Origin of the sequence: Saccharibacillus sp. CPCC 101409 (assembly GCF_030518235.1) — a bacterium.
Lineage (GTDB): Bacteria > Bacillota > Bacilli > Paenibacillales > Paenibacillaceae > Saccharibacillus.
This window is the reverse complement of sequence record NZ_JAULSA010000011.1, coordinates 61714-86253: the sequence shown is the minus strand read 5'-3', so window position 1 is coordinate 86253 and position 24540 is coordinate 61714. Positions and strand designations below refer to the sequence as shown.

The following is a 24540-nucleotide window of genomic DNA, read 5'->3' as shown; positions in this document are numbered from 1 at the left end:
ATAAAACTGCACACCAGACTATCCACGAGGTGAGGACAAATGATCGATCCGAAAGTGAAGCAGGATCTGCGCGAGATGGCGCAGAAATTAACCAACCTTAGGGGGTCTCTTTGACTTAGATCTTAAGCAGGAGATGATCGCCAACTACGAAGAAAAAATGGCCGCGCCCGATTTCTGGGACGACAGCGACAAAGCGCAGGCGTTGATTGCGGAGATGAACGCCGTCAAGGGTTCCGTCGATCAATATGCAAAGCTGCAGCAGGATTACGACGACGCGTCGCTGATGGCCGAACTGGCCGACGAAGAAAACGACGAAGAAATGGCTGCCGAAGTGGCGTCCGGCATCGACGAGCTTGTCGAGAAGATGAACGCGTTCGAGCTGCAGCTGCTGCTCAGCGAGCCTTACGATAAAATGAACGCGATCCTGGAACTGCATCCCGGCGCCGGCGGCACCGAGTCGCAGGACTGGGGACAAATGCTGCTGCGTATGTACACCCGCTGGGCCGAGAAGCGCGGCTTCAAAGTCGAAACGCTCGACTACCTGCCGGGCGACGAAGCGGGGATCAAAAGCGTCACGCTGCTGATCAAGGGCTATAACGCTTACGGCTACCTCAAAGCGGAAAAAGGCGTGCACCGTCTGGTGCGCATCTCGCCGTTCGACGCTTCGGGCAGACGGCATACTTCGTTCGTATCGTGCGACGTGGTGCCGGAAATCGACGACACGATCGATATCGAGATTCGCACGGAAGATCTCAAGATCGATACGTACCGCGCCAGCGGCGCCGGCGGTCAGCATATCAATACGACCGACTCCGCCGTCCGGATTACCCACCTTCCGACCGGCGTGGTCGTCACCTGTCAGAACGAGCGGTCGCAGATCAAGAACCGCGAGCGCGCCATGACGATGCTGCGTTCCAAGCTTTATGAACGCAGGATCGAAGAGCAGAAGCAGGAACTGGCGGAAATCCGCGGCGAGCAGTCCGAGATCGGCTGGGGCAGCCAGATCCGTTCGTACGTATTCCATCCGTACAGCATGGTCAAAGACCATCGGACCACGCACGAGACGGGCAATATCGGCGCGGTAATGGACGGCGAGCTCGATCCGTTCGTCGACGCTTACCTGCGCAGCCAGCTCAAAGTTGAAACGGAGTAAAGCGGAAACCATGCAAACCGGCAGAGTCCGAAGAAAACCGCTGATTCCGATTGACGGACCCGGCCGCAACGCGGTCGACGCCCTGCTGATCGTACTCGGTTCGTTTATTACCGCCGTTGCGTTCAACCTGTTTCTTCTGCCCAACCGGATCGCGTCCGGCGGCGTATCGGGACTTTCGATCATTATCGAAGCGTGGTTCGGGATCGAACCCGCGTTTTCGCAGTGGCTGTTCAATATTCCGCTGTTTATCGCCGGCGTCGTATTCCTGGGCAGGCAGTACGGCGTGCGTACGCTGATCGGCACCGTGTGCCTGCCGCTGCTGATTTACCTGACGCGCGACTGGCCGGTTCCGACCGCCAATCCGCTGCTGGCTTCGCTGTACGGCGGAATCGGCGTCGGTTTGGGACTTGGGATCGTGTTTCGCGGCCGGGGCTCGACCGGCGGGCTGTCGATCGTGGCGCAGCTGCTGCAAAAGTATACCGGGCTCAGCCTGTCGCTGTGCGTGATGCTGACCGACGGTACGGTAATCGTGCTGGCGGGCTTCACCCTGTCGATCGAAAACGCGCTGTACGCACTGATCGGTCTGTATGTAACGGGCAAGGTGATCGACGCGGTCGAGATGGGGCTCGGCTATACCAAGGTTGCTTATATCATCTCGGATAAACGGGAAGAGGTCACGGAAGTGATTCTGCGCGATCTGGACCGCGGGCTGACCGAACTCAGCGGCCGCGGCGGTTACACCGGCGAATCCCGTCCGGTCCTGATGGTGGTAATCGGCCAGAGCGAGACGAGTCGGCTCAAAACACTGGTACGCTCGGTCGACCCGGGAGCATTTGTGGTGATCAGCAACGCTCAGGAGGTATTGGGCGAAGGGTTTAAGATTCAGATGTAAAACTCCTGCGTAAGGATAACCAAATACGTAAAAGAAACGTCTACCTGTGCTGTGCTCGATTTCATTGGATCGCGTACAGGTTGATGCGTAATTAAAAGCCGTTTCCCGGGAATTCAACCGGGAAACGGCTTTTTTATAAACTGACAGGTTTGGCTTGTCGTGAGGGGAAAAGAGCGAATCAGCCCAGCAGGCTGGAGAGCCGCTCGACTTCTTCTTCCGCCAAACCGGAGATTCGCGCGGCCTGCCGCGTCTCCATTCCTTCGGCCAGCAGCTTGAGTGCGATTTCGCGCCGCGTTTCTATTCGGCCCTGCTCGAGACCTTGCTCAAGACCTTGCTCGAGACCTTGCTCAAGACCTTGCTCGAGACCTTGCTCGAGACCCTGTTCGAGACCCTGTTCGAGACCTCGCTCTAAACCCTGCTCCAGTCCTTCTATACGGCCTTCTTCCAGCCCTTTCCGCCGCATTTCGTTATATCCGTCGCGCAGCACTTTCGTCACATTCGAAATCATTTCCTCCGCTCCTTTCGGATCGTTGAACTTATCGAGCACCGGACCAATCACTTCCGTTTCTTTGGGATTAACGATCTTGAACCAGGACTTGAACAGCTGAAACAGTTCCGGGCTGAGTTCTTTGAGCACTCGGCTCGATTTCATCAGCCGCTCGGCAAGCCGGATACTGTCCTGCTGTTTCTCTGCCAGAAATACAAGCCCGATCAGATTCTCCATCTCTTCCAGCTGCCATTCGTCCAGCCGCTTAACATCGAGCAGAATATAGCGAAAATCCAACAGCTCTGCGCCGAAATGCTCCTGACCGTCCAGCGTTTCGCGAAACGAACGGGCCGCCGTCCACGGAGCGCTGCCGTTGTACAGAATGATCGGCACAATCGCGGGAAGCCGATGCGACTTACGCTTCTTCTCCGATTGTTTGGTGTTGCGCAGCAAGTCCCGCCAGATCTCCGTCATATACGTTAGCAGCCGATGCGGCATCTGAAAATCGACTTTCGATTGCAGTTCAAGCAGTATATAGAAATAAACGTTCTGTCCGCGAAGCCTCGCCCTGTAGACCAGATCGGCTTCTTTTTCTCTATAATCGCTCAAAATGTATGACTTGTCGACCCTCGTCAAATCCTGCGGCAAAATCTCTTCCGTCCATCGCCGCCCTCCGAAGCTGTGCAGCAGTTCGGCAAACAGTTCGCGGCTGGACAGCAGCAGTTTGTACGCTTTGTCGTACGGATGATGCGCGGAGCTTTCGTTATCCCATTCCAAACCTATTTCCCTCCCATCGATCGAATTCATATTTAAAAAGGAATACTTTTCGATCGCGCCTGGGAGTGTGCGCCGGGATCGTTTATTGTATGCTTATATTATAGTCGAAAAGCGATAGAAAGGGAATATATGTTCCTATATAGCTTTTTGCTTGTCGTCTTTCACAGAATGTGAACTTTTTATCGGTTAGGTTGTATTTATATAATATTAAACGTATAATAATACATAATTATTTCGGTTTCATGCATATCCATCTAGAGAGAACCGAAGGAGCGGAGGCGGAAACGGTATGAGCAACGGCAAGATCAAAGCGGCAATCGTAGGCGCGACCGGATACGGAGGCGCGGAGCTGATTCGTCTGCTGCACCATCATCCCTATGCGGAAGTGTGCTGCGTCCTCTCGTCGTCGAGCGGCGGCACGCCCCTTAGCGCGAGTTTTCCCCATTTAACGAATATTATCGAGCTGGAGCTTGAAGCCATCGAGCCCGCGGTATTGAAAAACAAAGCGGACGTCGTGTTTCTTGCGACTCCGGCCGGCGTAAGCGCCGAGCTGGCTCCGAAGCTGCTGGAGCAGGGACTGAAAGTGATCGACCTGTCGGGCGACCTGAGGCTCAAAGACGGGGCGGTTTATGAAAAATGGTATAAGCGTTCCCCGGCTGCAAACGATATGCTGGAGCGAGCCGTATACGGCCTGAGCGATGTGTACGGCGAACGGGTATCCGGGCAGCCGCTGATCGCCAATCCCGGCTGTTTTCCGACCGCGACGCTGCTTGGACTGATTCCGGCGGTCAAAGAAGGCTGGATCGATCCTGCCACGATCATTATCGATGCCAAGACCGGCGTATCCGGCGCGGGACGCGGGACCGGGCTCGGCACGCATTACAGCGAAATCAACGAAAGCGTGAAAGCTTACAAAGTCAATGCGCATCAGCATATTCCGGAGATCGAGCAGGTATTGACGGAAACGGCCGGCCGGGAGGTGGTCGTGACGTTTACCACGCACCTGATTCCGATGACGCGCGGCATTCTGAGCACAATCTACGCTTCGGTCGACGATACGCGCGCCGCGCAGGATTTTATCGATTTGTATCGAACTTTTTATGCAGACCGTCCGTTTGTGCGCATCCGCGAAAACGGCATTTTGCCGGCGACCAAAGAAGTGTCGGGCTCGAATTACTGCGATATCGGCTTCTCCGTCGACGAGCGCACCGGCCGCGTCACGATTGTGTCGGCGATCGACAATATGGTCAAAGGCGCGGCGGGCCAGGCGATCCAGAATCTCAACCTGATGATGGGCTGGGACGAGGCGGAAGGGCTGAACTTTATTCCGGTCTATCCTTAACTTTTAGATTTCCCAAGATTCCATACGCGAAAGGCGGACATGTCTCATGGCAGTTCCTTCTTACACCGTCGTCGACGGCGGTTCGATCATTACCCCGCGGGGGTTCCGGGCGGCCGGACTGCACTGCGGGCTGAAAAAAACGGACAGAAACGACATCGGCGCCATCGTCTGCGATGTACCGGCGGCATCGGCGGCTGTGTATACGACGAATATTTTTCAGGCGGCTCCGCTGCAAACGACGCGCGAAAGCCTGAATAACGGCGTGCTGCGCGCCGTGATCGTCAACAGCGGCAACGCCAACGCGTGCACGGGCAAACAGGGCGACGCCGACGCTTACGAGATGCGCAGGCTGGCCGCGGAAAGCTTCGGAGTAAGCGAAGAAGACGTCGCGGTCGCTTCGACCGGCGTCATCGGCGAGAATCTGAAAATGGACTGCGTGCGCGACGGGATCAGCCGGCTCGCAGGAGAGCTGACGGACGACGCGGACGGCGGCGAGCAGTTCAGCCAGGCGATCCTTACCACCGACCTTGTAAAAAAAGAAATCTGCGTTTCCGTAAGAGTCGGCGGACAAACGGTGCGGATTGCGGGCGCGGCCAAAGGCTCCGGCATGATCCATCCGAATATGGCGACCATGCTGGCTTTTGTGACGACGGATGCGAAGATCGGCAGCGAAGCGCTGCACGGCCTGCTGCGGCAGGCGACGGACGATACGTTCAACATGATTACCGTGGACGGCGATACGAGCACCAACGATATGCTGGTCGCGCTGGCGAGCGGGCTTTCGAACCAGGCGGACGAGCTGAACGGGGATCATCCGGACTGGAACGTTTTTGCCGAAGCGTTCGGCCATGTGTGCCGGTATCTCGCCAAAGCGATCGCCAGAGACGGAGAAGGCGCGACCAAACTGGTCGAAGTCATCGTCGACGGCGCGGAGAGCGGAGAATCGGCGCGGGCGATCGCGAAGACCGTGATCGGCTCCAGCCTGGTCAAAACGGCCGTATACGGCGCGGACGCCAACTGGGGCCGCATTATCGCCGCCGTCGGCCGCGCCGGTGTGCCGGTGAATCCCGATACGGTCGATATCCGGCTCGGCGGCATTGTCGTGCTGACCGCATCCCAGCCGGTCGCGTTCGACGAAGAAGAAGCGCTGGAGTATCTCAAAGGCGATACCGTGCAGATCTCCGTCGAGCTGAATATGGGCGGGGCGTCGGCGACAGCCTGGGGCTGCGACCTGACGTACGATTACGTGCGGATCAACGCGGCGTACCGGACCTGAGCGGATAGGAAGCGGACGATCTTGATAAACGCGGATCATTCTTATAAAAAAGAACATCATTCGTAAGCGATAGACATATAGGGTATCCAAACAATGCCGATCCGGGGCGCAGGCGAACGTAAATCCCCGATTAAGAAATGACGAGGGACTGGATCGGCCGGAAGGAGCAGTTGAATGCCTACAAACCGACAGCTTTATCGTTTCCCCGGCGACAGCGGCGCTTCGTCTGCACCGCAGACCCGACCGTCGAACGCGGCGGGCGCGGGCGCTTCGTTCGTCATGAAATGCGGCGGCAGCACCCTGGCTGCGCTGCCGGAAGCGTTCTTCGCCGATCTGGCGGAGCTGCAGCAAAGCGGCGTGCGGCCGGTGATCGTGCACGGAGGAGGCCCGGCGATCTCCGGGAACCTGGAGAAGCTCGGCATCGAGACGGAGTTCGTGAACGGGCTGAGACGGACGACGGAGGACGTGCTCGACGTCGTCGAGATGGTCCTGGCCGGGACGATCAACAAATCGATCGTGCGGCGCATTCAATCGGCCGGCGGCAAAGCGCTCGGCCTGTCCGGTTCGGACGGCTCGCTGATCCAGGCCGAGCCGGTTCCGAACGCCGACGAAGTCGGCCTGGTGGGCGATGTCGTCCGCGTGGAAGCGGACATCGTCGCCGGCATTCTCGGCATGGGATATATGCCGGTGATCGCCCCGCTCGGCGTGGACGCCGCCGGTCAGCGCTACAACATCAACGCCGACACCGCCGCCGGAGCGGTGGCTTCCTTCATCGGCGCCGAGCGGATGATCGTCGTCACCGACGTGCCCGGCATCCTGAAGACGGTGGACGGCGTCAAAACCGCGCTGCCTTCCGTCACCTTCGCCGAGATCGAAGAGATGATCGAAAGCGGCGAGATCTACGGCGGCATGATCCCGAAAGTCCGCGCCGCCATGAAGTGTATCCACGGCGACGTCCGCGAAGTCGTGATCGTCGACGGCGGCGAACCCCGCGTCCTTACCCGCCTCCTGTCCGGCGAAGCTATCGGAACCGCCATAAGGCGATGAGGGTTGGAGAGAATTGAACGTTAAATAGAGTTCAAGCAATAAAGCTTACTCAAGCGATAAAGCTTGAATAATAGAACTCAAGCAATAAAACGCAAGCAATGGAACTGTACTTAAATGCGAGAGAATCGATACATCAAAATCGATTCTGTGTCCCCGTTCTTAATTTTTTGAACGATCACGACGAGCAAGCGTAACAGGCGGAGGGAAAAGTCCGATGAAGAAGCGCCAGCGTTCGCCTTTGAAATCGGGAAACTACCATCAAAAAATTCAATCAAGTTTCCCGATTTCAACAAGCGATCGTAATGGACTTTTCCCGCAGCCCCTCCCGCACCGCATACCAGGAAGGAGCGTGCAAAACATGTCTTCATTATTCCAAACCTACGCCAGATACCCTCTGGCTTTCGTCAAAGGCCAGGGCAGCTGGCTCTGGGACGACAAAGGAAACAAATACCTTGACTTCATGAGCGGCCTGGCCGTCACCAATCTCGGCCACGCGCCGAAGAAAGTCTCCGACAAGCTCAAAGAACAGATCGACACCCTGTGGCATACGTCGAACCTGTTTATCGTGCCGAAGCAGGAAGAAGCCGCGCAAAAATTGGCCGAAGTCGCGCAGGCCGACGCCGTATTCTTCTGCAACAGCGGAGCCGAGGCGAACGAAGCCGCGATTAAGCTGGCTCGCCGCTACTTCCAGAAAGTCAAAGGCGAAGAGCGTTACGAGATCGTTACGCTCGGCAAATCGTTCCACGGACGCACGCTGGCGACGCTGACCGCGACCGGACAGGACAAAGTCAAAGAAGGCTTCCTGCCGCTGCCGGCCGGCTTCGTCACCGTACCGCCGAACGATATCCGGGCAATCGAGGATGCGGTCAACGAACGCACGGCGGCCGTCATGATCGAGATGGTGCAGGCCGAAGGCGGTGTATACCCGCTGGACGAAACGTACGCCAAGCAGATCGAACAGCTCTGCCGCGACAAAGGCATCCTGCTGATCGTCGACGAAGTGCAGACCGGCATGGGCCGTACAGGCGCCTGGTTCGCGCATCATCGCTACGGACTTAAACCGGATATCTTCACCGTCGCCAAAGGCGTCGCTTCCGGCTTTCCGGCCGGCGCCATGCTCGGACGCGAATATTTGAAAGAAGCGTTTATCGCCGGCAGCCACGCTACGACGTTCGGCGGCACGCCGCTCGCGTCGTCCGCCATTATCGCGACGATCGAAACGATGCAGGAAGACGATCTGCCGCAGCATGCGGCGAAGATCGGCGAGCTGCTCGCCGGCGAGCTGCGCAAAGAGCTGGGCGATCATCCTTTTGTCCAAGAAGTCCGCGGACTGGGTCTGCTGATCGGCATCGAGTGCACGGGACCGGTCGGCGATCTGGTGCTCGAAGGCCAGAAGCGCGGTCTGCTGTTCGTCACCGCCGGACCGAACGTGATCCGTCTGCTGCCGAATCTCTACGTGAGCGAAGAAGAAGTCCACCAGGCCGTCAACCTGCTGACTTCGATCATTCAGGAGAAAGTGCCGACGCACAGCGTATAGAAAAGCAAGCGCGGCGGCGAAGAAACGCGTATCCAGCGTTTGGCGGGCCGGGCCGCGAGGACGGCTCGCAGACGCTTTTCTTTTTGCCAAGAAACGAACCAAGGAGGCTTATTCATGGACTTGACCCAACAGGCTCACGGGCACGCCCTTAAAGGACGCGACCTCGTCGAACTGACCGACTATACGACCGAAGAAATTCAATACCTGCTCGATCTGGCGATCGAACTCAAACGCAAACAGAACACGAAAGAGATTTTCCGGCCGCTCGAAGGCAAAACGCTGGGGATGATTTTTGAAAAGTCGTCGACCCGCACCCGCGTCTCGTTCGAAGTGGGGATGTTCCAGCTCGGCGGACACGCTCTTTTTCTCAGCAAAAACGATATCCAGCTCGGCCGCGGTGAAACGATCGCCGATACGGCCGGCGTTCTGTCGCGCTACCTGGACGGCATCATGATCCGCACCTTCGGCCACGAAAACGTAACGGAGCTGGCGAAATACGCGGATATCCCGGTCATCAACGCGCTGAGCGATCTCGGCCATCCGTGTCAGGTGCTCGCCGATCTGCAAACGATCCAGGAGCACAAAGGCGCGCTGAGAGGCAAAAAGCTGGCCTATGTCGGCGACGGCAACAACATGGCCCACTCCCTGCTGCTCGGCGGCGTGAAGATGGGCATGGACGTCAGCATCGCAAGCCCGGAAGGGTACGAATCGGATGCGGAGATCGTGCGCCAGGCGCAGGAGATCGCAAGCGAAACCGGATCGAAGATCGCCATCGTGCGCGACGCGCGCGAAGCGGTCGAGAACGCCGACGCCGTGTACACGGACGTCTGGGCGAGCATGGGCTTCGAGGAAGAGCAGAAAGTGCGCGAGCAGGCGTTTAAAGACTATCAGGTCAACGAAGAACTGGTGAGCGGCGCCAAAGCGGACTATCTGTTCCTACACTGCCTGCCGGCGCACCGCGGCGAAGAAGTGAGCGCGGGCGTGATCGACGGCAGGAACAGCGTGATTTTCGACGAAGCCGAGAACCGTCTGCATGCGCAGAAAGCGGTTATGGCGACCCTGATGGCGTAATACTCAAGCACAAGGAAAGCGGCGAATCCCGCGAACAGGCAGGAGAACGCCGCTTTCGCGCCGAACAAGGGGATGAACGGTAAACGAGAACGTATCGACATTTTAGAGCGGAGGAATCAGGAACCATGACTAAAGAAAAAATCGTGCTCGCGTACTCCGGGGGACTGGATACGTCGATCATTTTGAAATGGCTCAAAGAAACGTACGACGCGGAGATCATTGCTTTTACGGCGGATATCGGTCAGAAGGAAGAACTGGACGGCCTCGAAGAAAAAGCGCTGGCGACCGGAGCTTCCAAAGTCTATATCGACGATCTGCAGGCCGAATTCGCGTCGGACTTCATCTACCCGATGTTCCAGGCCGCGGCGCTGTACGAAGGCCAGTACCTGCTCGGTACCAGCATCGCCCGTCCGCTGATCGCCAAACGGATGGTCGAGATCGCCCGCGCCGAAGGCGCGACCATGATCGCGCACGGCGCGACCGGCAAAGGCAACGACCAGGTGCGTTTCGAACTCGGCGTCGCCGCCCTCGCGCCGGATATCCAGGTCGTCGCGCCGTGGAGACTCGACGAGTTCCGCGAAACGTTTCCGGGCCGCGCCGAGATGATCGCTTACGCCGAGCAGCACGGCATCCCGGTCACCGCTTCCGCCGCGAAGCCTTACTCCACCGACCGCAATCTGCTGCATATCAGCTACGAGAGCGGCGTGCTGGAAGATCCATGGTTCGACCCGAGCGCCCCGGAAAACAAAGAGATGTTCCTGCTCAGCGCGGACCCGCAGGACGCTCCCGATCAGCCGGAAGAACTGGAGATCGAATTCGAACAGGGCAACGCGGTATCGCTGAACGGCGAGAAACTGAGCCCGCTCGAAGTGATGAACACGCTGAACGAACTCGGCGGCAAACACGGCATCGGCCGCGTGGACATGGTCGAGAACCGTTTTGTCGGCATGAAGAGCCGCGGCGTCTACGAGACTCCGGGCGGCACCATCCTGTTCACCGCGCACCGCAAAATGGAATCGCTGACCATGGACCGCGAGGTCATGAACCTGCGCGATTCCCTGCTGACCCGCTACAGCACGCTGGTTTATAACGGCTTTTGGTTCGCTCCGGAGCGCCTTGCGCTGCAGGCCCTGGTGACGGAAAGCCAGAAAAACGTGACCGGTACGGTCCGCGTGAAGCTGTACAAAGGCAATATCATCGGCGCCGGCGTCAAAAGCCCGGTCAGCCTGTACAACCCGGACATCGCCACCATGGAAGCCGACCCGAGCCAGGCTTACGACCAGAAAGACGCGACCGGCTTTATTCGTTTGAATGCTTTGCGGCTGAAAGTAGGAGCCGGGGTCGAGCAGAAGTAAGCTCGGAAAGGCCTATGCGAGAGGGAAAGGCAGATTGGGGACGCCGGGAAAGTTCCGTTACGGTCGCTTGTTGAAACCAGGAAGAATGATTAGATTTAAGTGGAATCTTCCCGGTTTCAAAGGCGAACGCCAGGTCTCCTTCACGGATCTTTCCCTCTGCCCGCTGAGCCTTTCCGGGTGCAGAGCCTCTCACCCGCAGGGGTGAGAGTGGGGAGGGGCATCCGGCTTTCACTGTAAGCCGGATAAGACCCGGGACCCTGCGAAGCACGATCTTGCGAAGCCAATACTGCCTCTTCGCATTGGAACCCGGCCGGACAAGAGTCGCGCAGCGCTCTGCCTCCGGCCCCGGGTCTCGGTCGAACAGGAGCGGCGAAGCGCTCCGCCTTCGACCCCGGGTCTTGGCCGAACAGGGCGTGCGAAGCCGCCCGCCTTCGGCCCCGGGTCTTGGCCGAACAGGGCGTGCAAAGCCGCCCGCCTTCGGCCCCAGGTCTTCCGGTCGAACAGGGCGAGGCGAAGCCGCCCGCCTTCGCCCCCGGGTCTTCCGGTCGAACAGGGCGAGGCGAAGCCGCCCGCCTTCGGCCCCGGGTCTTCTGGTCGAACAGGGCGAGGCGAAGCCGCCCGCCTTCGACCCGCGCGAGTCCCACACACGCGCTGCACAAGGCAGCGAACAGCTGCCCGCGCCGTGCTCGCCCGCTCGGACCCAGGCCGCGGCCGCCGAAGGCAGGCCGGGCGGCGGCACACGGCACCCGCAACAACCAATAAAAAAAGCCGAACTTCCCATACTCCTCGAACGGACGCCTTTACCTTACAGGTGTCCAGAGGGCGGTAGCCCTTTGGGGCCCTCCCTCGGGGAGGGTTTGGGAGGGGAAAGGACTTCTGATGAACAAACTCTGGGGAGGACGCTTCACCAAACCGACCGATCGTCTGGTCGAAGAATACACCGCCTCCATCAATTTCGATAAAGCGCTGGCCGAGGAAGATATCCAGGGCAGCCTGGCGCATGTCGCCATGCTGGGCAAGTGCGGTATTATTCCGCAGGAAGACGCCGATACGATCTCGCAGGGGCTGATCAAAGTCCTGCACAAGATCGAAGCCGGACAGGTCGAATTCTCCGTGTCGGACGAAGACATCCATATGAATATCGAGAAGCACCTGATCGAAGAGGTGGGACCGGTCGGCGGCAAACTGCATACCGGACGCAGCCGGAACGACCAGGTGGCGACCGATATGCACCTGTATCTGCGCAGCCGCGTCGTGGAACTGACGAATCTTGTCCAGAATGTGCAGCAGGCGCTGCTGGAGCAGGCGAAGCAGCATACGGCGACCATTCTGCCGGGCTATACGCATCTCCAGCGGGCGCAGCCGATTCTTTTTGCGCATCATCTGCTTGCTTACGTGTCCATGTTCCAGCGCGACGCGGAGCGGCTTATGGACAGCTACAAACGCATCAATATCCTGCCGCTGGGCGCGGGCGCGCTCGCCGGTACGACGTTCCCGATCGACCGCCATTTCGTGGCGGAGCAGCTCGGCTTCGACGGCGTGTACGAGAACAGCCTGGACGCGGTCAGCGACCGCGACTTCATCCTGGAGTTCCTGTCCGGCGCTTCGATCCTGATGATGCATATGTCGCGCCTGTGCGAAGAATTGGTACTGTGGAGCAGCACCGAGTTCGGCTTCGTCGAACTGGATGACGCGTTCTGCACGGGCAGCAGCATCATGCCGCAGAAGAAGAACCCGGATGTGGCCGAGCTGGTGCGCGGCAAGACCGGTCGCGTGTACGGCAACCTGATGGGTCTGCTGACGGTGCTCAAGTCGCTGCCGCTTGCTTATAACAAAGACATGCAGGAAGACAAAGAAGGCATGTTCGATACCGTGGCGACACTCGACGGCGCGCTGCGCTTGTTCGCGCCGATGATCGCGACGATGAAAGTCCGCACCGGCCGCATGCGCGAAGCCGTCAACAAAGACTTCTCGAACGCGACCGATATCGCGGACTTCCTGGTCGGCAAAGGCCTGCCTTTCCGCCAGGCGCACGAAGTCATCGGCAAAGCGGTGCTGTACTGCATCGAGAACGGCAAATATCTGCTCGATCTCAGTCCGGACGAATTCCGCGAATTCTCCGACCTGTTCGACGAAGAGATTTACAACGTGCTTCAGCCCGAGAATGTGGTCAACGCGCGCAACGTCTACGGCGGCACCGCCGCGCCGCAGGTGGAAGCGGCGATCGGACGGGCGGAGCAGACGCTGGAACGCACGACCGAATGGCTGGAAAACCAGAATTAAGTTTCGCGGATTCCGTAAATACGCTTGATCATGGACCGATCCATATGAAAAAAGCATAGTCTCGACATAAGCCGTCCTGCTAAGCGACTTGTCTCACCCAGATGTACGGTTTCGCCCGTCTGAACCGCACTTAGACCGTGTGCGATTCAGCCAGACGAAATCCTACTATTTAAGATGAGACAAGCTGCTGGCGACTTGTCTCACTCAGATGTACGGTTTCGTCCGTCTGAATCGCACTTAAACCGTGTGCAATTCAGCCAAACGAAATCCTACTATTTAAGATGAGACAAGCTGCTAAGAGGCGGCTTTTTTGCGTTAATCTTCCCGAATGGCTTGCTTTTTTAAGCATACCTTCTATTATCCGAGACAATCCGACTCATTTCGACTTAGCGCGTCTTTGCAATATAAATGGATTAAGGTAAAATATAGGGGGAGCGGCCTGGTTTAACAGGCTGAAGATTGCGAGGCATATACCGGATTATGTTCAAAGAGTTATTTGTAAATTTCACCGTTTTGGCGACGCTGCTGTTTTTCGGAAACATTCTGCTGAACAAAGTCAACCGATCGCGGTTTAGGGACAGCCGATGGAAGTCCTGGGGAGCCGGTGCGGCGCTCGGGATCGTCGGCATCGTTTTGATGAAATTTTCGTTTCCGCTCAGCGATCACGCCGTCGTCGATCTGCGTCAGACGGCTATTATTATTGCCCTTTATATCGGAGGCATTCCCGCCGGCTTGACGGCCAGCGTGGTGATCGCGATTTTTCGGATGTTTTTTTTCGGAGAGTTCGGCTATTCGTCGATAATCGGCGCGGGCAACGCGATGCTGACGTTTGCGCTCGCGGCTTCCTTTTTACGTCCGTACAAGCTTGAACCGGTTCGCTGGGGCTTTGCTTTTTTTGTGCAATTTTCCGTGTTCCTGCTGAGCTTCTTTCTTGTCGTGGGCGTGCAGGCGTTCGATGTGGTTCCGGTGTACGCGCCGATCATTATCGGGGACGGAGTGTTCACTTTCCTGATGCTGCGCCATCTCAAGCGGTCGAACGAGCTGTTTATGTTTATGGAAGAAGCGGCGCACAAAGACTTTTTGACCGGATTGAACAACCCGCGCGCTTTTCATCTGCTGTACGAACGCCGGGTAAGCCTGACCGTGAAGACCAAAGAACGGTTTGCGCTGATTCTGCTCGATATCGATCATTTCAAGCAGATCAACGATACGTACGGACACCCCGGCGGCGACGCCATTCTGCGGCAGTTCGGCGCGCTGCTGCCCATGAACACGCCGTCCAACAGCTACTGCGCGCGTCAAGGCGGCGAAGAATTCGCAATTGTGCTCGACCGCCTGAACGATCGCGAGATCGGGGAGGTATCGGAGCGGATTCGCCTGGCGGTCGAAGAGCACCCGTTTGTGCTGGACGACGGTCGCATCCTGCGCCTTACCGTGTCGATCGGCTACGGCTCGTCGGACAGCGGTTCGCCCAAGACGCTTTTCAACCGTGTCGACGAAGCGCTGTATCGGGCCAAGGAAAAAGGGCGCAATCGGGCCTGCGGCGTGCTGGAGCTCGACGAACAAAGTTAAACGCACCGCGGGTTTCGCAATCGGTTTCGATCCGCTTGGATCGCCGCTGTAGAAGCAAGTATGCAGCACGAGTTTTCATAAAAAAGAGCTCCTGTCCGCTTCGTTCGCGGGACAGGAGCTCTTTTTGCATATAATGAAGCCTACTTTTCTTCCAGCGGCAGCCACTCCAGCACCTGCTGGATCATACGGTCCCAGTAGCCCCATTCATGCTCGCCCGGGCCTTCGTTATACGTGAAGTCGAGTCCGCTGGATTCCGCCGCTTTTTTAAACGTCTGGTTGTCCCGGTACAGAAAGTCTTCCGTTCCGCAGCACTGGTACAGCTTCGGCTTGGGAGCGTCCGATTGCGCCGTGCGGTCCAGCAGGAACAGCAGATCGTCTTCGCTGCCGCGCACGGCGCGTTCGCCGAAGATGGTATCCAGCAGGCCGGATCGCGGGTTGTCGGGATTCTCCGTCATGGTTGCGATATCCAGCGCGCCCGACAGACTGGCTCCCGCCGCGAAAAGGTCCGGACGGCGCAGCGCCAGTTTGAACGCCCCGTAGCCGCCCATCGACAGCCCCGCCGCAAAATTGTCTTCGCGTTTATCCGACAGCGGGAAGAACGAGCGCGCCAGCTCCGGCAGCTCCTCGCTGATAAACTCCCAGTACTTCTCGCCGTATTCCATGTCCGTGTAGAAGCTGCGGTGCACCTGCGGCATCACGACGGCGATTCCGTAGGAAGCCGCGTAACGTTCGATCGACGTGCGCCGCAGCCAGATCGAATCGTCGTCCGACAAGCCGTGCAGCAGATACAGCGTTTTGTGCGGCCCCGGCCGCTTTACATTTTCCATCCCGATCTGCGAACGCGTCTGCTGCGGCAGAATAACGTGCATCGACGTGCTGAGCCCGAGGGATTCGGAGTAGAAATTGCAGGTAATTAAAGCCATGTATTTATTCCTCCTGTAAAATGTCTTGTTGTAAACGTTATCTTGAAAAACTTCTCGCTTCGCATCTCCTTTCCTGCCGGGCCGCCTCAACTAGGGTCAAAAGACCCAAACAATCATTGCCGTGCCTGCCAACTGGCGCATATAATGAAAGAAGTAAAAAAGACCGATATATACGGTGTGTTTGTGTACAGAAGCTTCGATAGGCGCGAAAGGAGGAAGTTCCTTGTTGGCAAGGTTGAAGCGGGAGGAAGGGTTTACGCTGATCGAAGTGCTGGCGGCCATGCTGATCCTGGCGATCGCGGCGCTGGCTTTTACGGCTTATTTCGGCAACGCCCTTACTTACTCGAAAACGAACCAGAATAAAACGATCATGTCGAATCTGGCGCGCAACGCGCTGGTGTATATGCAGAAGCAGGATTTCGACCGGATGGGAGCTTATTTCGTTTCCACCAATGCTGCTCAGGCAAACGGTAAAGCGGCGATTACATCCGATACGTTCTCGACCTGCGCCGCTTCCGATACGGGGGTTTGCGCGTTCAAAAATATTTTTAAAACCAAGGATCTCGGTACGCTGTCCGCAATCCTGAGTCCTTCGGTCAACGGGGTGGCTTATCGGATTACAATCGCTTACCAGCCCGGGTTATCTACGAAAAACGACGGCAGCAATCTGCTGCTTCCGATCAGCGCGACGGTGAGTCCGGCCACGGCGGGAAGCAGCGGTCCGGGAGCGGATTCGGTGACGGTGGAGGGGTATGTCAATGCGGAATCGATTCGTTAAGCTGCTGCGCAGGGAAGACGGGGTTACGCTGATCGAGCTGCTCGCCGTTTTGTCGATTCTCGGCATGGTGCTGGGTATTATCTCGGCGACGATCTTTTTCGGCTTTCGCAGCTATAATCGGGTCGGCATCGAGAACGATCTGCGCGAACAGGGCGATATTCTAATGTCCGCGGTCATTACGGAGCTGTACACGTTCGCGCCGGACCGCGTATACCCGCTGAAAGACGATCTGGGCAATAATATCGGGATCCAACTGGTGCACGAGAACACGGACGGCAAGCCGAATATGGAAACCGCCGAAGAAATCGTGATCCAAGACCACCAGCTGCAAATTCACAAGCCTGCGAAGAAAGAAACAGACAGTTCCGGCAGCAGTTCTTCGCTTATTCCGGAGGAGCCGGCAGACCCTTTCCAGTCGACCCGAATCAAAGGGGAACTGCTGGTATCGGAAACTTCGCCTAACGCGGATTCGTCGATCGGGCTCGAAGGCGACAATCTGGACGTATTCGGCTTTATCGAGACGGGGCTGATCAATATCAAGCTGGTCATCGTGCTGGGAGACGGAACGAACAAATCGCAGATCGAGCTGGAAAGCCGGTTTGGCTTCTGATCGAAGGGAGCGAGGCAGATCGCAATGAACGAAAAAGGAGATCATTACATGCAACGGTTGCGGGAGGAAAAAGGCTCGGCGCTGGTCATGGTTATGTTTATGATGCTGATTCTGACGCTGCTCGGCGTTGCCGTGCTCAGCGCGACGGTCGGAGGCGCCAGGCGGACGCTTACGCGCGAGAACGATATTCAGAGTCTTCAGCTGACGCAGAAGGTGCTCGATGAATCGGTGGCTTATATTTCGTCGAAGATCGATCTGGCAGCGGCGGCTTCGGGCGTGACTTCCGATACCTTGAAGCCGCTGATCGACGGGATCGTGGCCGGCATACCGTTGAAGTCCGCAGATAACGATAATGCGCAGACGGAGAACTTATACGAAGCCAAAGGAAGACTGCTTGAAAAGCCCGGCGTGGCTGATGTCTTCAAAGATCTGCCCGTAGGCGATCCGCGCAAGGGAACTGCTTATATTATCACGCTCAAAGCGGCCGGCGAGGTCAACGGAGTGAAACGCACGCTTACCCAGGAAATGCGGGTCAATATGTATCCGGACTTTCTGCAGTACGCGTTCGGTTCGGAGCAGAACCTGATCTTGAACGGCGCTCCTTATATCGTGGGGAATATTTATGCCGGGGATAAGCTGGTCGTGACGAATCATCCGCAGTATATCTATGAAGGCAAATCGCTTGCGACAAACAGCGTATTTCCCAAGATGACGACAGACGGCCAGGTCTATATCCAAAGCCTGGACGGCTTCGTCAGTTCGGAAAACGGAGCGCCTTTGAGCCCCGTAACCTCGGGAGGAGACTCGGCCGTCGGCAGCCGCGTGCAGCAGGCGCTCGGTGTCGGGGTATCGCAGATCCATATCAAAGACCGGCAGAAGTTCGTACAGATCAATGTGGAGAGTTCGTTTCTGGACAAGCTGGCTGCTGCGGTTAACCTGACCGGCGTAACGCAGGCTTCCTTGCAGAAAGCATACGCAGGGCAGTCGGGTTCGGCTTCTAATCGAATGGCGGCTGTCGTCCAATCGTTGGGAAGTACATCCGTTTTTCAGGCCCAAATGCCGGAGAAACCGGTTCTGGATACGCTGCCGATACTGAGCGCCGATCCGACCGATAAAGAGCTAAGCGATTATAACGCGGTTGTCAAAAGCAACCAGGATAAAGTCGAAAAATACAACAACGCAATAAACAAGCTAAAAACAGCACTCGCTTCTCTAAATAAAACAACGGTCTTCCAGGGCGACCTGCTAATCGACGGTAAAACGTTCGACAGCATCGGCACGAGCGACAAAAACAACTGGCTGATCGTGAACGGCAATCTGACGCTCGCCGGCGGCAGTCAGCCGGTTTCTCTGGCCAGCAACGTGCTGGTGACCGGCAACGTACGTTTTAAAGATTCCGCGGCTGTCGATTCGACCATGCTGACAATGGGCAGCACAACGATCGAAGACGCCGTCATTACCGGCATCGCGGGCAAAGAAATCGTGCTGATCTCCAAAGGCGAAGTGCTGCTGAACCGGGTCGACGCTTTCAGCAGCGCCGCCACGTCGGTTCTGCGCGGATTCTTCTACACCGACTCGACGGCTACCCTGTACGGCGTCGGCTCGAACTTCGCGCTGGAGGGCGGATTTTTTGCCAAAGGCGATCTCACGGTCAACGCGGTTGTCGGCGAGTCCAAACGCGGAACGGGAGATATCGTATTCGCTCCGCAGTCTTCGGCGCTCCAGGACAGCACCTCCCGATTCAAAGTGCATTATAACGACGAAGTGTATTCGCACCAGGGCAGCTGGCTGCCGCAGGTTCAACAGGTCAGTATCAGCGTAGGACAGCTCAAGATGGAATAGATGGCCGGAAGAAGGAAAAAGCGTGCATGCGACGATTGGCCGACAGGGCCGACCGGCCGCAGCGCGCTTTTTCGTTTGGCCGAATGTACGGCAATTAAAAGAAGCCCCTGAACTCCGCGGCAATGCGGGGTTCAGGGGCTTTAACAGGTTTGTATGCTGTCGATCGTTTTGGAGCGCGAGGGATGGAAACCGGATCAGTACCGGTCTCCGCCCGTATCGCCGCCTCCGCTATCGCCGCCGCCCGGGTTGTCCGGATTTCCCGGAGTGGTTGGGGTAGTCGGATCGGCCTTTTTGAGCACCTGGACGATCGTCCAAGCCTGTACCGCAGGAAGACCCGGACCCGGCGAAGGGTAGTTGACTGTGATTCGCGTTGCGCCTTCTTTGACGGCGGTAACGATTCCTTTGTCATTCACGGTCGCATTACCGACCGTTGCAACCTCCGGATTGCCGCTGCTCCAGTTCAACTGGGGAAGGATTGCATCCATATCGAGCTTGCCCGGAACCACATTGAGCACGTCTTTCAAGCTGTTTTTCTCACCGATATAGAGTGTGATCGGGCTCGGCAGCTGAAGCTGCTGCAGATAAGGAACGATTTGAATATCCCGTGTTTTCGTCATACCGCCGACCGTCAGCGTTACTCGTACATAGCCGCCTTCGCTGCCCGCATTGATCGTAGGCGCTGCGGTAGAGGCGCTGCCTGCCTGGAATGTGGCGTACGGCGTACCGCTCGAAGAATCGACGACCAGATTGCCGCTGGCATCTTTCTTCAAGTTCGTAACCGTCCATGCGTAATTGGTCGGCTTATCGGTCCAGTTCTCCGGCTGATACGTCGCGAAGACCGCGTTCAGGCTGCTGGACTTTCCGATAAAGAGCTGCTCGGGGCCTCCGATTTGCAGATCGACGACGCGGATGGCTTTAGTCGCGTCGAGTTTGACCGGGCTGTCGCCGCGTGTAGTGAAAGCGGCTCCGACCGTCACCAGCCCCGGCGTATTCGACCCCGTAAGCGTATTGGTTCTTACCACGCTGCCGGCCGCGGTACTGCTCAGCTTTCCGCTGTCGCTGCCCGAATTAACCGTCCATTGAATCGAGGACAGATGAACGCCGGCCGGTTGAATTTCTGTATTCAAGCCGATTGAACGGCCGACTTCCACCCAGGTCGGTCCGGTAATCGCCGCGCTGGTAAGCGGGTTGAGGACGTTGATCTTGGCAGTCGTTGTAAAAGGTTTGACCACACCGGTAAGCGGGCTGGCCATGCTCGCCGTGACCTGGAGCGTCACGGTTCCCGCTTCGACGCCCTGGAGCGAAACGGTCTGGCCGTTAACGCCTCCGACCAATTTGGCTTTGCCGGCGTCTCCCGCGCCTATTAACGTCCAGGTGATATTGCTCAATTGACGCGCTGCTCCGGCCGACACCACCTGCAAATCGCTGATGGTTTCGTCGACATTGACGTTCGGGCCGCCCTGGATCAGCAGCCCCGGCGATTCGACCGTGACTTTCGCTGTCCCGACAACTCCGCTGCCGTCCGCGGCTTTCGCCGTAATCGTCGCGACCCCCGGCTTAATGCCGGTGACGGTACCCGCCAGGATCGTTCCGTTGTTAAGGACCGTTGCGATCGTCGGGCTGTCGCTCTCCCAGGTGACTTTCTGGTTGTCCGCATCCGCCGGTGCAATGACCGGAATCATCTTCGTCGTTTCGTCGACCCAGATCGTTTGAGGCGTGAGCGCGATACTGGTTACTTTGACGATAGCGTTGAACAAAATATCCGGGAACTGGATCGTGCGGGTTTCGCCCGGAGTCGTCGCTGCGACCGGAGCGCTGCCGGCGAATTGGGCCAGATGAATCGATGTCGAGCCCGTAGTCGTATAGGTACCCGCTACAATCGTTCCGTATACATCGCCGCCCAGGAAGTTGACGGTGGACTGCGGAGCAAGGATCGTGCCGGAAACGGCAATCCCGTTGATTGTCACGGAACCGCTGCCGGTGTAGTTGATGATGACACGATCCGCCGTAACGCCCGAGAGATTATATCCTCCGTAGAATTTGACGTCGCCCCCGGTCACGTTGAATACAACGGTAGAGCCGGCAGGCGCCTGGATTCTCAAGTTGTTTCTTTTGGCAATGAGGTTGTTCAGTTCGGTTGCGTCGATCTTAAACACATTCAGTGTAGGATCGGTACCTTTGAACAGTACGCTGTCCATATCGTTGGTGAATGTCCAGGCTCCGTTTGTCGTAAGAGCGGCATAAGCATTCGACAGGCTGATTAACTGCTGTTTGGCGGCCGAGAAATCGGAAACGCCTTTGGCGTTGGTCGTGTTCTTCTGTGTATCGAACTTACTCTTGATCGCGGCGGCGGTGGATTTGGTGATATACGAATTGGTTACGTTGGACGTGCCTCCGTAAGTCGTGCTTCCGCCGTTTACTCCGCCGCCGGTCATATTGAAGTTTCCGACTGTGTAGAAGTTCAATCCGCTGCCGATGTAGTAGTTGCTCAGGTTCAAATTACCGCCGGCCCAAATGGAAGAACTGCTGAGTCCGTTATCGCCGTTAAGCGTAACATCGTTGCCGGCCATGATGACCGTATTGCTGATTCCGAACTGCTTGGAAGTAAAGCTGCCGTTTGTCAGAATCGGACCGTTGCTGACGGAACCGCCGGTAATCGATACATCTCCGTTCGCGGAAACCGTCGGGAAGGAAGCATCGTACGAACCGAGCTGCGTTCCCATATCGAAGCCGCTGAGAGTAGCGGGGCCGTTGAATAACGTTCTTCCCTGAATCGAGCCGCCCGAAATGGTGGTCGTGCTGCCGCCGAGCGTAATCAAGCTGTAGCCTTTCATCAGATTGACTGCCGCCGTGCTGCTCGCATTATCCGCTACGCCGTGAATATCTTCATATCCCAGTCTGGCCTGATTCAGGCTGTACGTTCCTTTTAAAGTCGGAACGACATTGAGATGGAACGACGACGTGCTGCCCGAGTTCGGAACGTAAGACGAGCCGCTCAGCGTGTACGTAATCTTGTCTAAAGGTTTGCTCAGCGTATATCCGGCTGCCAGCGTTCCGGTCTTGGTCATGCCGGTCGGAAGTGAACCGGAAATCTCGAGTCCCGCCGGCAGTTTCTCCGTATAGACGATATTGGAGATCTCCAGCGTTTTGAGTCCCGTTTCGCCGGAGCGAATATCCGCGGCGGGAATCGACTGCGGCGTTACCGTATACGTCATGCCGACCGTACTGCCTTTAAGAAATTCGTAGTTGGCCGGCACCGTGTCGAGCGTCCGTCCGGTTTGCAGGTTGGCGACTACTTTTTGAATCGTCAGATCGATCGTCTTAACGACCGAAGCACCCTGTTTGTCGTGCGCCGTGATCTCGATCTGGACCGTACCGCTTGCCAGCGGCAGCGGATTTTTGAATTTCTCCGTAATAACCTGGCCTTTTTGCACCGTCTTCTCGGCGATTGCCATACTGTCCACGTATTGACCGTTGACTTTGAATTTGACCGACGAGTATACGTTCAGGTCTTTCAGGTCCAGGTCGTCGACCTGGTAGCTGAATACCAGATCGCTCAGATACGAAGGCTTTGTCGTTTCGCTCGCCGTCGGCGAGATTACGGTAATCGTCGGCGCATGGTTCGAACCGATAAAGGCGCGGAACATCGTATTGACGAACAGCTTTTGTTCCCATTCCGGGAATTTCGTATTCGTATGGCCCGTACCCGAGTAGGTCACGTTGCCTTTGGAGTACGTGTAATAATGATCGTAAGAATCGTCGCTGTCGCGTTTGTACGTATCGTTGCCTTCGCTCACGATGTTGTACCACGGCACGATATCCGGATCTTCCAGATCGAGCATATAGTACTGGTCGTGCGTCTGCGCGATTTGTCCCACGTAACCGTTCGTGTTGCTCGGAGTCTGCGAGAGATCGAACGGGAATTGGGTCAGCATGCCGGTATTGACGACTTTGGTGCGTGTCGACTTGTTCGGAGCGCCCAGGCCCATATTGGTGTACAGCCCCGTTTGGCCGGTTGTCTGCTGGAAGTTCTTGATCCACGGATTGGAAGTATTGCCGATCATCGTATCGTGGGTGAACATAACGGCCTGCCCGGTCTTGATAAAAGCGTTGACCCCGGCCGCTGCGACATCCGTGAGGCTGCCCGACGTCTGCGAGTTATAATTGTCCACGAAACCGAAAATGATCATATCGTACTTGCCGTTCAGGTTGGCGTACGAATTAACGTTGCTTGCGGTATTGAAATCGCTGAACAGGATCGGCGTGATTTGGATATTGTAATCGTTCGTCGACAAGTAGGACTGATTCATATTTGTCGCGGTAAGCAGGCTGCTGGCACTGTTGTTCGGCATGACTTGAAGCACTCGGATGACGGTCTGCTTGTCCCGGACGCGGAACGCGCCCTGCGCGTAATCGCTTTGTCCGTTGGCGGTAACGACCAGTTTCCAATAGATCGGCCCCGAGAACGTCTGAGGCAGTTTGTAAGTCAGCGTTCCGGCGCGCGAGCTCAGTGTGGAACTGGCGACTATATTCTCGTCGGACAGGGCCAGCGCTTTGTCGACGCTCGCATACAACTTGGCGTTGACCGGTGTGGAGAAGTCTTTGACGTTGTTGGCATTGAACGTAAAAGTCATCGTATCGCCGGTCGTATAGATCGTAGTCGATCCGCTGAGGAAATCCTGCGGCTTGGCGACGACTTCCACCTGCGGGCGCTGCTTGTAAACGGCGCTGCCGTCCTTGATCTTCTGAACCACATCGCTGCCCAGCGTTGTGTCGCTTACGAACAGCGTGGTGCTGGGACGGGTGGAGGAATTATAGTATTTGCTGTAGAGCGCGTACAGGTTGCCCGTAGGGCTTTGCTTTGCAATCGAAGTGTGGAAAATAACCGGCAGGCCTTTGAGGATATAATTGCTTTCGACCTGTCCCGCTTTGAGCTTGGTGATATCGTTCAGGATACTTGTCGTATCGTGTGCTTTCTGCTGCTCGACACTGGGTCCCGTCGTAAACGTCTGCGGCAGGGCGGTGCTGTACGATCCTTTGCCGAAATAGATCGCGTCGTATTTGCCGTCGAGTTCGTCGCGCATCGCGACGAACGTCTTCATTCTCATCGTGTCTACGGTAACGTTGGCTGCTGCGTTCAAAGCCGTTTTGAGCGCATACGTTCCATCGTCCGAAATTTCCAGAATCTTGATCTGGTAAGCGGGCTCGCTGTCGGCCATCGCTTTCCAAATCCCAAAAGGAACGCTAACCAGCACCAAAGCCAGAAGCACAGCCCATATTCCCACAAGCTTTCTTTTCACCAATATTCCTCCCCAAAAGTGGTCTTTTCTTTATCGCGTAATCCGTACTTGCTCGGTTATGATCGATCGTACCTATAAATTCCAGTTATCGGTATCGTTTTGCTAAATAAGTTGTCAAAAACGTCCCTGTATGGGTTATAATCATTTTAGGCCATAAGCCTTATCTTCACAATACTAATTACTTATAACCAAGCAAGGCATTTTAAACACGCCCGCTTTTAAGAACATTTAAAGATTTTCTCGAATTGCTATAAAAAAGCCCCCGTAATTCTTCGATATATACAAAGACACTGTC

Annotated in this window: 16 protein-coding genes; 13 read left to right on the top strand and 3 right to left on the bottom strand. The window is 56.7% G+C overall.

Features of this window, described 5'->3' with window-relative positions; all coding sequences use genetic code 11:
• Positions 1-39: 39 nt before the first annotated feature.
• Both prfB and QWJ34_RS20030 read left to right on the top strand, forming a co-directional pair.
• Positions 40-1153, top strand: a protein-coding gene (gene prfB / locus QWJ34_RS20035) for a peptide chain release factor 2 (protein WP_302730597.1) whose coding sequence is annotated in 2 segments (ribosomal slippage) — positions 40-111 and positions 113-1153 — 1113 coding nt in all. Because the reading frame shifts where the segments join, the coding sequence is not laid out codon by codon here.
• A gap of 10 nt (positions 1154-1163) precedes the next feature.
• Entirely contained in the window at positions 1164-2045 is an 882-nt protein-coding gene (locus QWJ34_RS20030; protein WP_302730595.1) for a YitT family protein, read from the top strand.
• Between the two features lie 178 nt (positions 2046-2223).
• Here QWJ34_RS20030 and QWJ34_RS20025 read toward each other — a convergent pair whose 3' ends face one another.
• On the bottom strand, positions 2224-3309 hold the full coding sequence (locus QWJ34_RS20025; RefSeq protein ID WP_302730594.1) for an Rpn family recombination-promoting nuclease/putative transposase: 1086 nt from the start codon (positions 3307-3309) through the stop codon (positions 2224-2226).
• Positions 3310-3598: 289 nt separating this feature from the next.
• On the opposite strand from QWJ34_RS20025, the gene argC reads away from it, so the two are divergent.
• The 8 genes from argC (at position 3599) to QWJ34_RS19985 (ending at position 14792) form a co-directional block, all read left to right on the top strand.
• The gene (argC, locus tag QWJ34_RS20020) at positions 3599-4651 is read left to right on the top strand and encodes an N-acetyl-gamma-glutamyl-phosphate reductase (protein ID WP_302730592.1); all 1053 of its coding nucleotides are present in this window, start codon (positions 3599-3601) and stop codon (positions 4649-4651) included.
• Positions 4652-4697: 46 nt separating this feature from the next.
• Positions 4698-5927: a bifunctional ornithine acetyltransferase/N-acetylglutamate synthase gene (gene argJ, locus QWJ34_RS20015; protein WP_302730590.1), complete on the top strand. Its 1230-nt coding sequence runs from the start codon at positions 4698-4700 to the stop codon at positions 5925-5927.
• Positions 5928-6206: 279 nt separating this feature from the next.
• Positions 6207-6974 (top strand): acetylglutamate kinase, encoded by a 768-nt coding sequence (gene argB, locus QWJ34_RS20010; protein ID WP_302730736.1) that lies wholly within the window; start codon positions 6207-6209, stop codon positions 6972-6974.
• A 358-nt stretch (positions 6975-7332) separates the two neighbouring features.
• Positions 7333-8511, top strand: a complete 1179-nt coding sequence (locus QWJ34_RS20005; RefSeq protein WP_302730588.1) for an aspartate aminotransferase family protein — start codon at positions 7333-7335, stop codon at positions 8509-8511.
• Between the two features lie 114 nt (positions 8512-8625).
• Positions 8626-9582 carry an ornithine carbamoyltransferase gene (gene argF, locus QWJ34_RS20000; RefSeq protein WP_302730587.1) on the top strand — a complete coding sequence of 319 codons (957 nt, stop codon included), beginning with the start codon at positions 8626-8628 and terminating at the stop codon, positions 9580-9582.
• Between the two features lie 125 nt (positions 9583-9707).
• Entirely contained in the window at positions 9708-10937 is a 1230-nt protein-coding gene (locus QWJ34_RS19995) for an argininosuccinate synthase (protein WP_302730586.1), read from the top strand.
• Positions 10938-11816: 879 nt separating this feature from the next.
• Positions 11817-13220 (top strand): argininosuccinate lyase, encoded by a 1404-nt coding sequence (gene argH, locus QWJ34_RS19990; protein ID WP_302730585.1) that lies wholly within the window; start codon positions 11817-11819, stop codon positions 13218-13220.
• Positions 13221-13700: 480 nt separating this feature from the next.
• Positions 13701-14792, top strand: a complete 1092-nt coding sequence (locus QWJ34_RS19985) for a GGDEF domain-containing protein (RefSeq protein WP_302730584.1) — start codon at positions 13701-13703, stop codon at positions 14790-14792.
• A 140-nt stretch (positions 14793-14932) separates the two neighbouring features.
• On the opposite strand, the gene QWJ34_RS19980 is transcribed toward QWJ34_RS19985, so the two are convergent.
• The gene (locus QWJ34_RS19980; RefSeq protein WP_302730583.1) at positions 14933-15715 is read right to left on the bottom strand and encodes an alpha/beta hydrolase; all 783 of its coding nucleotides are present in this window, start codon (positions 15713-15715) and stop codon (positions 14933-14935) included.
• Positions 15716-15938: 223 nt separating this feature from the next.
• Here QWJ34_RS19980 and QWJ34_RS19975 point away from each other — a divergent pair, with 223 nt between their 5' ends.
• From QWJ34_RS19975 to QWJ34_RS19965, 3 genes are read left to right on the top strand one after another with little or no spacing between them, the layout of a single operon-like run.
• On the top strand, positions 15939-16493 hold the full coding sequence (locus QWJ34_RS19975; protein WP_302730581.1) for a prepilin-type N-terminal cleavage/methylation domain-containing protein: 555 nt from the start codon (positions 15939-15941) through the stop codon (positions 16491-16493).
• Positions 16474-17103: a type II secretion system protein gene (locus tag QWJ34_RS19970; RefSeq protein WP_302730579.1), complete on the top strand. Its 630-nt coding sequence runs from the start codon at positions 16474-16476 to the stop codon at positions 17101-17103. Before QWJ34_RS19975 ends, QWJ34_RS19970 begins: the two co-directional genes overlap by 20 nt.
• A 48-nt stretch (positions 17104-17151) precedes the next feature.
• Positions 17152-18945, top strand: a complete 1794-nt coding sequence (locus tag QWJ34_RS19965; RefSeq protein WP_302730577.1) for a hypothetical protein — start codon at positions 17152-17154, stop codon at positions 18943-18945.
• A gap of 194 nt (positions 18946-19139) precedes the next feature.
• Here QWJ34_RS19965 and QWJ34_RS19960 read toward each other — a convergent pair whose 3' ends face one another.
• Positions 19140-24245, bottom strand: coding sequence for a choice-of-anchor A family protein (locus QWJ34_RS19960; protein WP_302730575.1), 5106 nt, complete (start codon positions 24243-24245; stop codon positions 19140-19142).
• Between the last annotated feature and the right edge of the window lie 295 nt (positions 24246-24540).